This window comes from Trichococcus shcherbakoviae (assembly GCF_963666195.1).
In the GTDB taxonomy this organism is placed as follows: domain Bacteria; phylum Bacillota; class Bacilli; order Lactobacillales; family Aerococcaceae; genus Trichococcus; species Trichococcus shcherbakoviae.
Genome location: NZ_OY762653.1, coordinates 544,893 through 562,076 on the forward strand (window position 1 = coordinate 544,893; position 17,184 = coordinate 562,076).

Annotated in this window: 16 protein-coding genes; 7 read left to right on the top strand and 9 right to left on the bottom strand. The window is 46.9% G+C overall.

Annotation, left to right across the window (positions count from 1 at the left end; genetic code table 11):
- Window positions 1–23: 23 nt before the first annotated feature.
- Window positions 24–596: a thymidine kinase gene (locus tag ACKPBX_RS02585; protein ID WP_086627418.1), complete on the bottom strand. Its 573-nt coding sequence runs from the start codon at window positions 594–596 to the stop codon at window positions 24–26.
- A 375-nt stretch (window positions 597–971) separates the two neighbouring features.
- On the opposite strand from ACKPBX_RS02585, the gene ACKPBX_RS02590 reads away from it, so the two are divergent.
- Window positions 972–2,324: a Mur ligase family protein gene (locus ACKPBX_RS02590; protein ID WP_200831766.1), complete on the top strand. Its 1,353-nt coding sequence runs from the start codon at window positions 972–974 to the stop codon at window positions 2,322–2,324.
- Window positions 2,325–2,987: a type 1 glutamine amidotransferase gene (locus ACKPBX_RS02595; RefSeq protein ID WP_174565805.1), complete on the top strand. Its 663-nt coding sequence runs from the start codon at window positions 2,325–2,327 to the stop codon at window positions 2,985–2,987.
- Window positions 2,988–3,429: 442 nt separating this feature from the next.
- Here the strand turns inward: ACKPBX_RS02595 and ACKPBX_RS02600 are convergent, their stop codons facing one another.
- The 6 genes from ACKPBX_RS02600 to ACKPBX_RS02625 all read right to left on the bottom strand — a co-directional run bounded on the left by ACKPBX_RS02600 (window position 3,430) and on the right by ACKPBX_RS02625 (window position 8,520).
- Complete coding sequence (locus ACKPBX_RS02600) at window positions 3,430–4,566, bottom strand: DUF1648 domain-containing protein (protein ID WP_319995906.1); 1,137 nt, start codon at window positions 4,564–4,566, stop codon at window positions 3,430–3,432.
- Window positions 4,553–4,954, bottom strand: a complete 402-nt coding sequence (locus ACKPBX_RS02605) for a GntR family transcriptional regulator (RefSeq protein ID WP_319995907.1) — start codon at window positions 4,952–4,954, stop codon at window positions 4,553–4,555. Before ACKPBX_RS02605 ends, ACKPBX_RS02600 begins: the two co-directional genes overlap by 14 nt.
- Before the next feature lie 363 nt (window positions 4,955–5,317).
- On the bottom strand, window positions 5,318–5,884 hold the full coding sequence (locus ACKPBX_RS02610; protein WP_319995908.1) for an RDD family protein: 567 nt from the start codon (window positions 5,882–5,884) through the stop codon (window positions 5,318–5,320).
- Complete coding sequence (gene sppA, locus ACKPBX_RS02615; protein ID WP_319995909.1) at window positions 5,884–6,924, bottom strand: signal peptide peptidase SppA; 1,041 nt, start codon at window positions 6,922–6,924, stop codon at window positions 5,884–5,886. Before sppA ends, ACKPBX_RS02610 begins: the two co-directional genes overlap by 1 nt.
- 25 nt (window positions 6,925–6,949) lie before the next feature.
- Window positions 6,950–8,149, bottom strand: coding sequence for an AI-2E family transporter (locus ACKPBX_RS02620; RefSeq protein WP_086627411.1), 1,200 nt, complete (start codon window positions 8,147–8,149; stop codon window positions 6,950–6,952).
- An 11-nt stretch (window positions 8,150–8,160) separates the two neighbouring features.
- Entirely contained in the window at window positions 8,161–8,520 is a 360-nt protein-coding gene (locus tag ACKPBX_RS02625) for a PTS glucitol/sorbitol transporter subunit IIA (RefSeq protein WP_160117086.1), read from the bottom strand.
- A 174-nt stretch (window positions 8,521–8,694) separates the two neighbouring features.
- Between ACKPBX_RS02625 and ACKPBX_RS02630 the strand changes: the two genes are divergently transcribed.
- From ACKPBX_RS02630 to ACKPBX_RS02640, 3 genes are all read left to right on the top strand, one after another.
- A complete protein-coding gene (locus tag ACKPBX_RS02630) occupies window positions 8,695–9,726 on the top strand; it encodes a lactonase family protein (protein ID WP_319995910.1) in 1,032 nt (343 codons plus the stop codon).
- A 183-nt stretch (window positions 9,727–9,909) separates the two neighbouring features.
- Window positions 9,910–10,812, top strand: a complete 903-nt coding sequence (locus ACKPBX_RS02635) for a VOC family protein (protein ID WP_319995911.1) — start codon at window positions 9,910–9,912, stop codon at window positions 10,810–10,812.
- A 4-nt stretch (window positions 10,813–10,816) separates the two neighbouring features.
- On the top strand, window positions 10,817–11,434 hold the full coding sequence (locus ACKPBX_RS02640; RefSeq protein ID WP_319995912.1) for a flavin reductase family protein: 618 nt from the start codon (window positions 10,817–10,819) through the stop codon (window positions 11,432–11,434).
- Window positions 11,435–11,537: 103 nt separating this feature from the next.
- Here the strand turns inward: ACKPBX_RS02640 and ACKPBX_RS02645 are convergent, their stop codons facing one another.
- Window positions 11,538–12,047 carry a PTS sugar transporter subunit IIA gene (locus ACKPBX_RS02645; RefSeq protein WP_319995913.1) on the bottom strand — a complete coding sequence of 170 codons (510 nt, stop codon included), beginning with the start codon at window positions 12,045–12,047 and terminating at the stop codon, window positions 11,538–11,540.
- 218 nt (window positions 12,048–12,265) lie between these two features.
- Between ACKPBX_RS02645 and ACKPBX_RS02650 the strand changes: the two genes are divergently transcribed.
- Both ACKPBX_RS02650 and ACKPBX_RS02655 read left to right on the top strand, forming a co-directional pair.
- Window positions 12,266–13,087, top strand: coding sequence for an undecaprenyl-diphosphate phosphatase (locus ACKPBX_RS02650; RefSeq protein WP_319995914.1), 822 nt, complete (start codon window positions 12,266–12,268; stop codon window positions 13,085–13,087).
- Between the two features lie 261 nt (window positions 13,088–13,348).
- On the top strand, window positions 13,349–15,292 hold the full coding sequence (locus tag ACKPBX_RS02655) for a heavy metal translocating P-type ATPase (RefSeq protein ID WP_319995915.1): 1,944 nt from the start codon (window positions 13,349–13,351) through the stop codon (window positions 15,290–15,292).
- Between the two features lie 326 nt (window positions 15,293–15,618).
- Here the strand turns inward: ACKPBX_RS02655 and ACKPBX_RS02660 are convergent, their stop codons facing one another.
- The gene (locus ACKPBX_RS02660; protein ID WP_319995916.1) at window positions 15,619–16,980 is read right to left on the bottom strand and encodes an aspartate kinase; all 1,362 of its coding nucleotides are present in this window, start codon (window positions 16,978–16,980) and stop codon (window positions 15,619–15,621) included.
- Window positions 16,981–17,184: the final 204 nt, after the last annotated feature.

Genomic DNA, 17,184 nt, shown 5'->3' on the forward strand with positions numbered 1-17,184 from the left:
TTTTATGTTTCTGAGTATCTGTTCTAGGCCAAGGGCGGATGGTGATAGTGGTTACGGCAGACGGGAAGATAGGATTCGTTTCCGCCGATCTGGATCTGTTCGCCGGCATATACTGGTTTTCCATCCACGACACGCATGTTCATGATCGCTTTTTTATGACAGTACCAGCAGATAGTTTTGATTTCTTCTATCTTATCCGCGTAGAGCAACAGATATTTGGAGCCTTCGAACAATTCGTTCTGGAAATCATTTTTCAATCCGAACGCCATCACCGGGATTCCCAATTCATCCACGATGCGCGCTAATTGGATGACATGCGCTTTGGATAGGAATTGGGATTCATCAATCAAAATGCAGGCTGGCTTTTTTGGATTTTTGCTGACTTCCAAAAACACATCCGTATCATCCGCAATCGGAGTGGCCTCGCGCTTCAAACCGATCCGGCTAGAAACATAGCCTACGCCATCGCGGTCATCGATCGCGCTCGTAAAGATCATCACTGATTTGTTCTGCTCTTCATAATTGTAGGCAACCTTCAGGATCTCAATCGATTTCCCGCTGTTCATCGCCCCATATTTAAAAAATAACTGTGCCATTATGTCCACCTTTCCAACAGCGACTTGCCTATTTTTTCATAAATCGGCCGGAATTTCCTGCAAAAAGAAAGGATGCTCTTATGTCATCCTGCTTCCGACCCGCTATTATCTCACCTTCATCATTCCATTCCGGTAAGATTACCGAATGATAAAAAAACTGAATAACATCCCGTATAATGATAGTAGGAAATGGCTCCAAAGTCAATAAAATTCACGCTCAGCAGCCCTCCAGATGCAATCGGAACACCAATTCCTGACACGAAGCGGCATCTAAAAATATTCAATCCGGGCAATTTCTGCTATACTAACGCTATCGAAAAAAGCCTTGTTATATGCTATGATGGCAAGAGATACATAAGTAAGGAGCGAATTTATTTGACTATCCGCGGTTCACTAGCAATCAATATCGGGAAAATCGCCCAGTGGGGTCTTCAGACATTCACAAAAGGCGGAACCAGCCTGCCAGGTAAACTGGCCGTCAAATTGGATCCCGACGTTTTGCAACACCTTTCTGAAAATTTTGATGTCGTCATCATCACCGGCACGAACGGTAAGACGCTGACGACATCTTTGACTTATCACGTCCTGCAGCAAAAATACCCACATATCCTGACGAATCCGACAGGCGCCAACATGGAGCAAGGCATCATCTCCTCGTTCCTGGAAGGCTATTCGCGAAAAGTAAAAAAGGAAAGAGCCTTTGCTGTTCTGGAGGTCGATGAAGCCAGCCTGGTTAAGGTTACAAAGTTCATCAAACCGAAAGTCATCGTCAACACGAATGTTTTCCGTGATCAGATGGACCGGTTCGGTGAAATCTACACGATCTACCAAAAAATGGTCGATGGCGCTGCGCTCGCACCGGATGCCGTCATCTTGGCGAATGGGGACAGCCCGATTTTCAACTCCAAAGAGTTGGTCAACAAGCAGATCTACTTCGGCTTCAACCATGAACCGGATGGCGATACCCTTGCGCATTACAACACGGACGGCGTGCTTTGTCCGAAATGCCAGCACATTTTGCGCTATAAATTTAATACCTACAGCAACCTCGGGAAATACTACTGCCCACATTGCGATTTCAAACGTCCAGAGCTGGCTTATGCTGTCACCAAAGTGGACAAATTGACGCACAAGAGTTCTTCATTTGAAATCGATGGCCATCCGTTCCACACGAATGTCGCCGGTCTCTATAACGTCTACAACGCCTTGGCTGCCTATTCAGTCGGTAAACACTTTGATTTGACTCCGGAAGAGATCCAGGCAGGTTTCTCGGCTGCCCAGCAAAAATTTGGCCGTCAGGAAACGATCACAGTCGACGACAAGGAAATAATCCTGAACCTGATCAAAAATCCGGTCGGCCTGAATCAGGTCATCGACCTCCTCCATTACGAAGACGAGCCATTCAGCGTCGTGTCGATCCTTAATGACCGCCCGGCAGACGGAACCGATGTCAGTTGGATTTGGGACGGAAATTACGAGAAGTTTTTGGATTTTGACATCCCTAAAGTAACCGTCAGCGGCATCCGCCAAAAAGAGTTGACCTTACGGATGAAAGTTGCCGGTATACCTGAAGAAAAACTGGAAGTTTTACCCGAAATCACCGATGTCATCAAAGCTTTCAAAACGGCTCCGACGAAAAAAATCTATGTGATGGCAACTTACACCGCTGTGCTGCAACTCCGTAAAGAGCTGGCGAACCAAGGCTATATAGCGGAAAGGATGAAATAAATGCGACTACGTATTTGCCACTTGTACGGCAACCTGCTGAACACTTACGGCGACAACGGGAATCTGTTGATGCTCCAATACTGTGCCCGTGAAAAAGGCATCGATTTCGAAACGGAGATCATCAGTTTGGACCAACCGTTTGATCCCGAAAAATATGACCTCGTCTTTTTCGGAGGGGGCCAGGATTACGAACAGTTCATCGTCTCAAAAGACATTCAGGCTAAAGCAGAAGGAATCAAGGAATACATCGAAAATGACGGCGTTGTATTGGCCATCTGTGGCGGCTACCAATTGTTGGGGCATTATTATATGGATGCATCCGGCAATAAGATCCCAGGCATCAGCGCCTTGGATCACTATACATTGAGCCAGGACAACAACCGGTTCATCGGTGACATCACGATCCGCAGTGAGGAATTCAATGAGACCTATGAGGGTTTCGAAAACCATAACGGACGGACCTTCCTTGGCGAAAACATGCGTCCGCTCGGAAAAGTCGAAAAAGGCATGGGCAACAACGGCGAAGATAAGACCGAAGGCGCACGCTACAAAAATGTCTTCTGTTCCTATTTCCACGGGCCGCTGTTGGTCCGCAACATCCACTTGGCAAACCGCATCGTCGATATGGCCATTGCCCAACACAACAAAAAGATCGAAAAATAAATCGAAGAAGAGGAGCTGCCCTGGAATGGGGAAGCTCCTCTTCTTTTGTTATAGCGCCCTAGTTGTCCGATTCTTCCGCGTTATCGGACATCCTCAGGAGATGACGCATGACGCATGACGCTTGTCCGATTCTTCCGCATTATCGGACATCCCCAGGAGATGACGCATGCCGCTTGTCCGATTCTTCCGCATTATCGGACATCCCCATAAGATGACGCATGCCGCTTGTCCGATTATTCCGCGTTATCGGACATCCTCAGGAGATGACGCATGCCGCTTGTCCGATTCTTCCGCATTATCGGACATCCCCATAAGATGACGCATGCCGCTTGTCCGATTCTTCCGCGTTATCGGACATCATCCTGTATTCCTTTGAGTGTGGCATCACAAAAAAGGCTGCATCAGAATGATGCAACCTTCTGTTCTTTGCTTTGACAGATTACTATTCCATCGCGAATGAAAGTACGATCGTCAGCACTACAAAGGCCAACAGACCGGCGACGAAAGCCCATGATTGCCATCTGGCCATATTCAGCGTACTGCCGATGCCAAAGCGTTTTTCGACAAATATCGAAGGATCTTCCGGATTGTAATACCATACTCCCCATTTCCAGTAGCGCTCTTCATCCGCTTCCGTCACTTCATCAGGCAGTTCACCAGCTTCGTTCAGGAACAGCTTTTCGCCGCCTTGGCCGTATTTCCAGGTCAGATAGACGCTGTACCCAACTATGATGACCACGAACGGAATCGTCATGCCGAGGATCCAATCGGCCCCTCTTTCTGCGAAGAACAAGGAAAAGAAATGGATGCCGCTCAACAAGAGCTGCGTCAGCACCGTCACGACGAGGAAGTAATAGGACCAAGCCTGACGGAACAATTTGCTCTGCTTGCTGGAGAGGTCTGACAGATAGGGCGAAATCTTCTGTTTCGATTTGATGAAGGAATAGTGGCTGAAAAACATCATCGGAACCATCAACAATTGTATCTCCGGCAGCATGAATACGTTCACGTAGGTTTTATCGACGATCCGATCCGGTTCATTCGAGCTGTTCCAGTGAACTGGGAACCGCTCGGGAATCAGGTCGTAGAAATAGAGCGTTACCGCTACAGTCACCAACAGGATGAACAGTTGCGCCGAAACAAAGACCGAATGGGGGACCACCTTCAGATCTTTCTGATAGCCGGTGTCGATGACGATTTTGGCTTTTTTCGTTTCGATTTTGATGTTGTTTGCTGTTTTCCAACTGCGGAGCTGCTTCCGTTTCTGCAGATAGAGAAGGAAGGACAGGAAGATGAAAACGAACATCGCAACCGTCACATAGATGCTGGAGAACATCTCCACTTTCTCCTGATCATCCCAGCGAAGAAAGAAAAAGATTGGAGCAGCGAGCAGTATACTCCCGAATATATTTTGATAAAGATAGGTCTTTTTAAGCTTCAAAACATAAGGGTCCTTTTGATGCGATGTCGGAACCGTCACTCCAAACGGTGTACTTAACCGGCTGTAATATGGCGTAATGCCGTTGACGACCCCAATAATCAAAAATAGTATCACCATGAACCAACTAAATATCAGCATCTGCTTTTTCCTCGCCTTCCAGCTCTTTCTTGATTTCGTTCAACCAGCCGTTGAACGTTTCTTCATTGACCTCAAAAATCTGTTTGTCGATCAGGATTTCCTTGAGCTTATCCTGAATCGCCGCTTTCGTACGTTCGTTTGACGCCATCGCTACGCGCTCGCTGACGAAATAGCCCTTCTGGTTTTTTTCCAGGACGCCTTCGTCCGCCAACAGATTGTAAGCTTTGTTCACGGTATGCATGTTGATGCCCAGTTCGCTTGCCAGGCTACGGACGCTCGGCAATCCATCACCAAATGACCATTCCCGTTTGAGGATCCCAATTTTGATTTGGTACATCAATTGCGTATAGATCGGCGTATCGCTGTTCGGAAGAATTTCGATGAACATTTTTACCCCTCCTGTTCGTTATATAACAAGTATAACACTTGCGGAAAAATTTGCAAGTAGGAAAAAATGGCCTGCCGAGGCTGCAGGATGACTAATATTCACTCTGTCCTCCGGTGAACGACGGATTCGTCGGAGGACAGATCCACATTCCTATGTGTCCTCCGATGAGCACGGCCTCGTCAGAGGACAGGCTGCATTTCAAAGCGCTTCTTCGATGAACGACGACCTCGCCGGAGTTCATCACTATTATGCGTTCTCTCCTCCCCCACCCATACCCAAACCAACTAGATCAGCACAACATAAAAACGGTATGCGACCGATAACCACCGGTCGCATACCGTTTTCCAATATTTGTTTTCGCTACTAGTAACTTTCCTGTAAAGCCCTGATGCTGTTTTCCGTCACGACCGAAGTATCGCAAAGCATATCGATCGGATGTTGTTTCTTGTTTTGGAAGGCAGCGACAAGATAAATCACAGCCACGATTTTGCCGATATAGCGGCCAACGCCCTCGCGGATCAGGATAGTCTGCCAACTGAGTTTTTCTTCCTTGAAGCAGACAACGCGGATGCCGAAGATCATCTTCCCTAGTGTTTGGCCGTTCGTATATTTCGTCATCAGTATGAAATACCCGACAAATAGCAGCAACTGAATAAATCCGTACAAGGTTAAGGGATCGTTCCCTTGCATACTGACGCCACCCAAAGCGAAGATCGGTTTGATCAGGATCCCCACCAAAGCCTGTATGACAAGCAAATCGACGAGATATGCAAAGAACCGAATCCAAAAACCGGCGAATACGTAGTCCGGGTAGCGGTTAAACGGACGTTCCTGCTGGTCGGACAAGCGCTCGGCATCCTCCCAGGCTACTTTCTTTTTCCGGATTTCTTCCAAGCGTGCTTCATGCGTAGTGGTTTGCTCTTCCATCATCACTCACCTCCGTAGAGATAAAGCAATCTCGGAGCGGCGGTTGTCCCAAAAGTGTCACGGAGCAGTTGCAGTTCAGAAAGCGTCTGGTTGTTCTGGCTCGTCAGTTTGGCAGCCGCCTGAGCAAACAACCAAGAAAAATCGGAAAACAATCCAGGTGTCGAAGTATAGTCGAAAACTTCAGCATCCTCGAGGTCATAAGCTACTTTCATCGCTTTTAACGCATCATCTGTGTAGGCTATCTCATCCACCAACCCAAGCGCTTGAGCTTGGGTTCCAGAATAAATCATGCCATTCGCTACTGCGCGGACTTCTTCTTCAGGCATATCCCTTCCCGTAGAAACAACAGTGACGAAACGCTGATAGGCCTCATCGACATAAGCCTGAAGCAACGCACGCTCTTCTTCCGTCATATCCCGGTCCGGCGACCCGATGTCCTTGAGGCTGCCTGACTTGATCGTATTGTATTCGATACCCAATTTTTCAAGAAGGCCGGAGTATTCGATTGCCTGCATGATGACACCGATCGAACCGGTAGTCGTTTCAGCTGTAGCATAAATTTTGTCCGCACCAGCGGAAATGTAGTAGCCTCCGCTTGCGGCAGTTCCTTGCATCGAAGCATAGACAGGAAGTTCCTTCTCAGCAGCTATACGGTACAACTTATCGTGCGCTTCCGCACTTTCATATACCCCGCCGCCCGGGCTATCCACTATCAGGAAAATCCCTTTGATCGTGTCATCTTCTTCGATGGCTTTCAATTGCTCCAGAAAAAGGTCGTGATCATAGCTGGAACCGTCCGTCAGCATACTCCCTGCCCCTGATTGGATGGTTCCTTCGATATGCAGAACTGCGATCCGATTGCTGGCATCGCCGCTTTCCAGAACGCTTTCCTGCAGACTCGTTCCTGGTATCAGATTGCCGGTAAGCTGGCTTAGTGAATCTTCTGTTTGGTCAGCCAACCGGGTCGACAGAACTTGCGAGCCGAGTGATGCCACGAAAAGCACAAGCGCGATTGCCACCGCAATCCATCTCTTTTTGTTCATCAAGCATTACCCCTTTTCGTTTCGTTTATTCTTGAGCATAATCCTCTTCCGGTTCTTCCTCGATTTCCGGTTCATCCAAATACAACCCGGAAATCTCTTTGTACCAATCGAAAATATGCATGAACAGCACTTTAAGGACAGCATAACCGGGAATACCCAAGATGAATCCGGTCAGACCGAACAGTTTTCCTGCCGTAAGCAATACGAAAATGATTGTGACCGGATGGACTTCGAGATTGCTGCCGAGTACCTGCGGAGAAATGACGCGCCCCTCGATGAATTGCTCGATCGAGAAAACAAGCAGCACTTTTGCCAACATCAGCGGAGAATCCACTATCGCAACAATCACCGCGGGCACCATCGCAATAAAGGAACCCATGTACGGGATGATGTTCAGGAAGCCTGCGAGTATCCCCAGGACGATGCCGAATTTCATTCCGATGATGGCATAGCCGATGACGAACATCAGCCCGACAAAGAAGGCGACCGTTATCTGACCGCGCACATATTGACTAATCTGCGTGTTGATTTTTTTCAGCAGTTCTCCGATCGATTCCCGCAGATTTGTGGGAAAGAATTGCAGAAAAGTGAGCGGCAACTTATCTCCTTCTTTCAGAAGATAATACAAAATGATCGGCATCGTGATGATTCCCACAAACGCATTCGTCAACAATCCAACGACACTGCCCAGGCCGCTGACCGTGTTCGACAGGACTTCATTCAATTTCGCGGAAACGGTGTTGAAGATGTCCGAATTGATTTCGTTGATCTGATCCTGCAGGGAGGTGAACCAATCATAATTGACCAATTCAATCGTCATGCTCTCGAGCGCCTGCCAATAAGCCGGAAATTCACGGACAATGCCTATCGTCTGGTCGCGGATGATCGGAATCAGGATCGCAAATCCCCAGATCATCATCAGCAACACCAGCACGAAAGCGATCCACGTCCCGACAAAACGCTTGATGCCCCGCTTCTCCATCAGCGTAACCAACGGATTCAGCATGTAATAAAAAATGCCCGCCATTATCAGCGGAAAACCGATGACACTGAAGAAGCTGCCTATCGGACCCAAAAGATAGGAAATTTTTGAAAATACGAAAACGATCAGGAGAATCAGTAAAGTGATCAACAGGACAGTCACGAACTTGTTGTTCAGAAACCATCTTTCGAACCACGACAGCCGATTCCCGGATTTCGTTCCTCTACGCGGAGCTCTTTCCATTGGACTCACCTTCAATCTTTCTTCTTATAAGTAATTGTAGTGCCGTCCGTTATTGTCGGCAAAATGTAAGGGGTCAAATAGATGCTCGTTTCCAAGCGTTCATCATCCCAGTTTTTGAAGATCATAGTTGTATGGCCGATCGACTGCAGATTTTTCAGGACATGCGTACCGACATAGGATATGCGGTATTCCTGATCGTCAAACAAAATCCGGTCACCGTCTTCCAGTTCGAACCATTCCTGGGGCTCCACAAAACGATGGATGACGGAAACCTCCTGCAATGTTGGCGTTGCGCTGTCATCGAACAGGATGATCATCGGTTCCTTTATATCTATCGCTTTTTCTCCAATTTGAATTACTTTGCTTTGCATTGACATATCTCCTTTTCAGACACTTTTTACAACTTCTATTCTATCACAGTTTATTTGGCAAACCATTGATTATGCCGTTGAATCCAACTTTATTTGCTTTCCAAGCTTTTTTTTCTGTAATTGTGAAGGGCGTTTGTTATAATGGAATTATCATAATATTTAGGAGGTCTTTGGATGGAACAAGTTTTATATCTTGGCTCTTACACGAAAAGAGAAAGCAAAGGGGTTCATCAAATCATTTTGGACACCGATAAAAAAGAATTGCGTGATTATCGCTTGATTGCGGAAGTCGACAGCCCTACTTACCTGGACTTATCTGCGGACAAAGAAACGCTGTACGCAATTTCCAAAACGGACGAAGGCGGCGGTGTCACTTCTTTCAAGAAAAATGAAAACGGAACCTATGACAAGGTGTCCGAAATTTCTGCTGAAGGATCTGCGCCTTGCTATATCTACTTCGATGAAGAAAAAAAATTGATCTTCACTGCCAATTATCACGGCGGTTATTTGACTGTGTACAAAGAGAACGCTGACGGCTCATTCACGATGACCGACCGTGCGCAACATGAAGGTTCAAGCATCCATGAAAACCAAACCATCCCGCATGTGCACTACAGCGCACTTTCCCCTGACAAAAAATTCTTGCTTTCATGTGATTTGGGAACCGATGAGGTATACACCTACACAGTTTCCGCTGAAGGCAAACTGGCGGAAGTTGCCCGCTATAAAGCGACTCCTGGCACTGGCCCGCGTCATTTGGTTTTCCATCCGAACGGTAAAGTGGCTTACATGTTCGGTGAATTGAGCAGCGATGTCGAAGTGTTGGCTTATGATGCAGCAGCGGGTACTTTCTCATTATTGCAAGTCATCACGACTATCCCTGAAGAGCATACAGGGTTCAACGGCGGCGCGGCCATCCGCATTTCCGCAGACGGCAAATTCTTGTACGCTTCCAACCGTGGACATGATTCATTGGTTGTCTATGCTGTATCCGAAGACGGCGAAACATTGTCATTAGTGGAATATGTCCCTACCGAAGGAAACATCCCGCGTGACTTCAACTTGGATCCGAGCGGTCAATTCGTGATCGTGGCCCATCAGGATTCCGATAACCTGACTTTGTTCGAACGCGATGCAGAAACCGGCAAATTGACGTTGCTGCAAAAAGACGTCTACGCGCCAGAGTGCGTTTGCGTCTTCTACTAAAATAATAACAATATGCCTCCCGTTCTGATGAACGCGGAGGTTTTTTGATATCATTCAGTCGGTTTCATTTATTTCCACCCACGGGTCCAGCCCTTCCTCCCCACTGAGCAGAATAGTTACCTAGTTTAGGTACTCTCCTGTATACTCGACTTATGGATTATTTGAATGGAGGTTGGAGCTTACATGATTTCCGGTTTTCACCATCTCACCGCCATCACCAAAGATGCGGAGAAGAACAAGATTTTTTACACCGATACCCTAGGGTTGCGTCTCGTCAAACAGACGGTCAATCAAGATAATTTGACAGATCCCCACCTTTTTTATGGGGACTACAAGGGGACCCCTGGTACGATATTGACCTTTTTCGAGTTGCCGAGAGTCGGCCAACGTCACGAAGAAGACAGCTACATCCATGAAGTGCTGCTGAAGATACCTCAAGGCAGTCTGTCGTTCTGGAGAAACCGCCTTACCGCGGGAGCCGTTCGTTTGATTGGAAACGATGAAGCTAGCTGCACTTTTCTGGATCCGGATGACATGAAAATCAGCTTAGTCGAAATGCCCGAAATGATTGCGCCTGATCAGGCTACGCGCCATAGCGACGTGCCCGCCGAATACCAAATCATCGGAATCCAAGGCATCCACTACACTGTGTCCGACCTGGAAAAAACGGAAGCCTTTTTCCGCGATGTGCTGGGCATGAAGGTGACAAATCATATAGCCCATCCGACCCCTTTCCCGGATGAGGAAAGTCGTTTGATCCAGTCCACTAGCCTGAAGCCTACCCGTCTCGGCAAAGGAGCCATCGACCACATCGCCTACAGCGTACCTGAACGCAAAGTCCTAGATTTGATTCTGGATAAGGCAAAAGACAGTCAGATCACCGTTGAAAAAATCATCGACCGCGGTTATTTCCAAAGCCTTTATCTGCGCGAACCGAGCGGATTGCGCATCGAAATAGCGACTGAGCACCCAGGCTTCACGCTCGACGAACCGCTGGAAAAACTCGGGGAATCTTTTGCCCTCCCTGATTTCCTGGAAACAAAACGAAAAGCGATCGAAGACACCATCCTGAACAGAAAGGAGTGAGCCCATGCAACATTATAATACCGAAGATCTCAACACGAAACAGATGTACAAATTTTTGACAGGGAGCATCATCCCCCGCCCGATTGCCTGGATCACCACCCAGAATCCGGAAACTCAGGTCGTCAATGCGGCGCCATTCAGCTTCTTCAGTGTCGCTTCGAACGTGCTGCCGCTGATTAGCGTGGCCATTCTAAGGAATGACGGAAAAATCAAGGATTCTGCCAAAAACCTGCTGGCTTCCGGACAAGGCGTCGTCCATATCGTCAGCGAAGAACTGGTTGATGAGATGAATAGGACGGCTGCTCAATTGCCTGACACCGAGAGCGAAATCAATCTGACGGATTTGACATTGACTGCCAGCAACACTGTCACTGTACCCGCGATCAAAGAGGCTAAAATACGGATGGAGACAACTGTCCATCAATATGTTCCTCTGACGGATGCGGAAGGCAACGTGCTTACGGATCTGTTCATCCTGCGCGTCGTAGATTTCTTTTTCGATGAATCGGTGTTCAATCAGGAAAAACAGTATGTTTTGGCCAACAAATTGGAGCCGGTCGCTAGGCTGGCCGGCAACGATTATACAAAGCTCGGGGAGATTTTTTCGCTGGAACGTCCTTAACGGATTTTCAGTTTGCAAATGGCGACTCTCAGGCAGCTTTTCCGCCTAACGAAAAAGCTTCATCCGGCAAATCTCCGGATGAAGCTTTTTGGGATATATGAAATTATTCCTTCGGCTGGACGCTTCCTATTTCTGCTTTAACGGCAGACTCGCCGGTCACATCCAGGCTGAAATTTTTAACTTTGTCCATATTCGTGATGACGACGACCATCGCGGAATCTTTGCCGGCTTCCTGCAGCTGCGCTAAATCCACTTTGGCGATCAGTGTGTCCGCAGTCACAGCTTGGCCTTCCTTCACGAAGATTTCGAATGGTTTCCCGTTTAACTCAACCGTATCCAACCCCATGTGCAACAAAAGTTCCAATCCGCTGTCCAACAAAATGCCTACTGCATGCTTTGTCGGAAATACGCTCAATACTTTACCTTTTGCTGGTGAATAGATGTTTCCGTCTGTAGGAATGACCGCGAAACCGTCACCCATCATTTTTTGAGAAAATACTGGATCTGCAACATCTGAAACAGGTACCACTACACCATTGGCAGGTGAATATAAGATTTCCTTCTCAACTGGCAGTTTCCCCTTTTTATCATCCTTCTTAAAAAAGCCAAACATGCTATCGCCTCTTCCTTATTTAAATGAGCTTTTGTGAAAATTGGTATACTTCATTTTAACATAAACAGGTAAGCATTGTGAAATTTTTTTAGCACCGCTTACATTCAAAAATGCTCCTCCATTCCTTAAGAATCCTTGAAAAGGATTGGCTAATCTTTTTCATTTCGCTATACTAGATGGTGGAGTATCAAAAAAATGCACAACAGAAAGGATATTATATGGAATTTATGGAAATACTGAAAGCAATCATCCTCGGCATCGTTGAGGGTATCACCGAATGGCTGCCCATCAGCAGCACAGGACACATGATTTTGGTTGAAGAGTTCATCCAATTGAATCTTTCGCAGGCATTCAAAGAGATGTTCTTCTACGTGATTCAGCTTGGTGCCATCCTCGCGGTAGTCGTCATCTATTTTCACAAACTGAATCCCTTCTCCCCTAGCAAAACGAAGGAAGAGAAGACACAGACTTGGGATATCTGGAAAAAAGTGGTCATCGGCTGCATTCCGGCTGGAGTCATCGGCTTGCCTTTGAACGATTGGGCGGACGAAAACCTTCTGAACGCGACAGTTGTGGCATTGGCGCTGATCATCTACGGGATCCTGTTCATCGTGATCGAAAACAAGCATAAGGATCGCGAACCAAGCATCACCGATTTCAGCCAATTAACCTATATGAAAGCTTTCCAGATCGGCTTGTTCCAAGCACTCTCGATTATTCCAGGCACATCGCGCTCCGGTTCTTCCATTCTGGGGAGCATCGTGTTGGGCACTTCCCGCTTCATCGCGACGGAATTTTCCTTCTTCATGAGCATTCCGATTATGTTCGGGATCAGCTTTTTGAAGATCATCAAATTCGGTTTTGATTTTACCGGACTTGAATTCGCTGTTCTCTTTTCGGGCATGCTTACTGCTTTCCTCGTTTCGATAGTCGCCATCAAGTTCCTGATCGGTTACCTGAAACGCAACGACTTCAAAGCGTTCGGTTGGTACCGGATTGTACTTGGAGCAATCGTCCTGGTCTATTTCCTGTTTATCTGAAAAATCAGTTTCGCCATCCTCTTGGGGGATGGCTTTTTATTTTGTCATCCAGAACTTTTTGAACTCTTATTGATAATTATTATAAACTGTCATTTTTAGTTACCCTTCTAGTTTTATTGCTGTGTGCAATTTTCGACCCTTTCAAATTATGTCTGAAATATGGATATTGAGAATGAGATTCATTTCCGTTTGATTATAATGATTATAATCTAGATTTTTTTAGTGCTATCATGAAGGCATATAAGGAAGGAGTGTCAAATCATGAAAGACTTATTCAAGAATAAAGCGATGATCGCAACCATGATCAGCGGCATCCTCATCATTCTTGGCATTGTGCTGCAATGGCAAAGCTTTGATACTGCTGCAGCCATCATTTTCGTGCTATCGTTCATCATAGGCGGCTATAAGCAAGCAAAAGAAGGATTCATCGATACATTTGAAAATAAACACTTGAACGTCGATATATTGATGGTGCTTGCCGCAGTCGGTGCCTCGCTTATCGGTTACTGGATGGAAGGCGCGCTGCTCATCTTCATCTTCTCGCTCTCCGGTTCGCTTGAGGAATACGCGACAGAGAAAAGTACCCAAGCGATAACCGCGTTGATGAATATTGTCCCTGAAATAGCAAAACGCATCAACCCGGACGGTTCAATCGAGGACGTTGCGGTCAAGGATCTGAAAGTCGGCGATACCTTACTGGTCCCTAAAGGCGCCAGCATCCCCATCGACGGCACGATCGCATCGGGCCAAGGCCTGATCGATGAAGCCGCCATTTCCGGCGAATCCGTCCCTGTCGAAAAGACTGTCGGCGATGATATCTTCGGCAGCACAATCAACTTGAGCGAAGCGCTGACGATGACCGTCTCGAAAGAATCCAAGGATACCCTATTCGCCAAAATCATCCGTATGGTCGAAGAAGCGCAAAAGACCCCTTCGAAGACGGCAAGCTTCATCAACCGCATTGAAAACACCTATGTAAAAATCGTCCTCATTTTTGTGCCGGTCATGATTGCCGTTTTTTATTTCCTCCTGGATTGGGGTTGGAATGAATCATTCTACCGAGGCATGGTGCTGTTGACGGTCGCCTCCCCTTGCGCATTGGTGGCATCGGCCACTCCTGCTGTCCTTTCCGCCATTTCCAATGCAGCCAAACGCGGTATCCTCTTCAAAGGTGGCATCGCGATCGAGAACTTCTCGGCCATGGATTGCATCGCATTCGACAAAACAGGCACGCTGACGGAAGGCAAACCTGTAGTGACGGAAGCAAGCTATCTGACAGGCACAGATGAAAAACATATCATGTCCGTCGTCTATGCTTTGGAGCACTCATCAACCCATCCGATCGCTTCCGCGTTGGTCCAACATCTCGATACGAAGGAATATGAGAAGTCCCAGATGGATTCAATCCAAGATCTTACCGGATTCGGTTTGGCTGGCGAAGCATTCGGAAGCTATTGGAAAATCGGCAAAAAGACCTTCGTCGTAACCGATGAACTGAATGAGCCTCCATTCGTAAAGGAGGCTTTCGCGCTCCAGAATGAAGGAAAGACCGTCATTTACGTTTCGCAGGATGATAAGGTCGTAGCCTATTACGCTTTATTGGATACGCCTAAGTCAGAGGCAAAAGACATGATCGCCTTTTTCAAAGCCAATGGTGTCCATACGATCATGATTACAGGTGATAATGAAGCAACCGGGCAGACGATCGGCAAGCAATTGGGTGTGGATGAAATCCGTGCGAATTGTCTTCCCGAAGATAAAACCACCATCCTGAAAGATCTGCAGGCGAAATACAAATTGGTCGGCATGGTCGGAGACGGCGTGAATGACGCACCAGCACTGGCAAACGCCGACATCGGCATCGCTATGGGCGAAGGCACGGACATCGCCATGGAAACAGCGGATGTGGTACTGATGAAGAGTGAACTCGATAAGTTGGAATATTGTTATGGCTTGTCGAAGAAGCTGAAAAAAATCACCATGCAGAACATCATCTTTTCGATCACCGTCATTCTCATTCTGATCCTATCAAACCTGTTCCAACTCATCAACCTTCCGCTCGGGGTGGTCGGACACGAAGGCAGCACGATACTGGTCATCATGAACAGCTTGAGGCTGTTGGCGAAAATACCTACCCACCACTTTCAGGGCACTGCCAAACCTACCGCAAAGACTTCTAGCAGCGGACTCGCGCACGAAAAATAATTTTTACTCATGCTAGTGATAGCTGAAAACATAAAAACAGGGCTGTATCAAACCAGAAGAGAATTTTCTGGTTTGATACAGCCCTTTTCTATGGAAAAATGAATTTATGCTGACGATTAGCTCCGGGCAGAAGACCTTCCGCCGGAGCTAAACAACAAAAAAAGCATCACCTCCGACCACCGTGGCTTCGCAGGAGAACAGCCACCGATTCCGACCCCAGCTCCGACCAGCATTCGTTCACCGGAGTTGAGCAACCCGGTATCCCTGCCATCAAACCAGAAAAACGAGGCTATCTCATTATGAGACAGCCCCGTTTTTGGTTTAATCTAATCTTTTTTGGCCGGGAAGAAGGCATCGTAAAGCACTTTGACTGCTCTGGCTTCGTCCTTTTCGTCGATTCCGAACATGATGCTGACTTCTGATGAACCTTGGTTGATCATTTCCAGGTTGATGTCCGCTTCAGCCAGTGCTGTACAGGCTTTCGCTACTGTCCCGACGGAATTGACCATGCCTTCGCCGACAATCATCAATAAGCAGATGCCGCCCTTGACATTTACATCGTCCGCTTCCAATTCGTTCTTCAAGCGATACAACAACTCTTGCTCCTGCTGCATCGTCATCTGGTTGGCGCGCAGGATGATCGACAAATCGTCGATACCGGATGGCATGTGTTCGAAGTTCAGGTTGAAATCTTCGAAAATCTGCAGCACTCTGCGGCCGAAGCCAACTTCTCGGTTCATCAGGTATTTGCCGATGTAGATGCTCATGAAGCCGGTCGAGCTCGCGATGCCTGAAACGATCTGCTTGTTTTCAGGCTTCGTTCTCGTGATGCTGGTACCGGGTGCAGCCGGGTTGTTTGTGTTTTTGACGACTACCGGGATTCCCGCGCTGAAAGCCGGCTGCAAAGCTTCATCATGGAAGACTGAAAATCCGCTGTAGGATAATTCACGCATTTCACGATAGGTCAATTGCTTGATTTTTTTAGGGTGTTTAACCATTTTAGGGTTTGCCACATAAATGGCATCCACGTCCGTAAAGTTTTCATACAGGCTGGCTTTGACACCATTGGCGACGATTGCGCCGGAGATGTCCGATCCACCTCTTGAGAAGGTAAGTAATTGACCATCCTTCGTATAACCGAAGAACCCCGGGAAAACGATGATTTCTTTCGAATCCCGCAATGCATAGAGATTCTTGAAAGATTCCGGCAATACGCGCGCGTTCCCAGGGTTGTCGCTGACCAAAAGGCCGGCATCTTTCGGGTTGACGTATTTGGCAGGGATGCCCTCTTTATTGAAAAAAGCAGCTACAAGGATGGCACTGTTGTCTTCACCGCTTGCTTTGTAAGCATCCAGTGCATACAATTCATTGTAGAATTTTGTCTGAATCAATTTCTCATAATTTTTGGAAATGATGTCCATAACACTAGGATCGATCTCCAATTCATCGACGATATCTTGATATCTTTTCAGGATCGTCTTCAGGGTTTTTTGGTGATCTTCTTTATTTTGTACCTCATCGGCCAACTTGATCAGCAAATCCGTAACCTTCTCGTCTGAGTCAGTACGCTTTCCGGGTGCTGAAACGACCACAATTCTTCTGTCTGCGTCATCTTTCACAATCTGCAATACTTTTTTCAATTGAGTTCCATTCGCAAGGGAACTCCCGCCAAATTTAATAACCTTCAACCCGAACACTTCCTCGCTTAATTTCTTTAATGCCTTTTTAATTTTGTAATTGTTTTTTCATTTATGCTTTAGAATATCATCATATCACAGCTATGGCAATTACCTTTTCAAACTTTACATCATTTGTAACATATTTGTATTGTTAATGCTATGGCCATTTGCAAAAAAAGGAATATACTATGAGTTAACTTAGTGTGGGAGGTT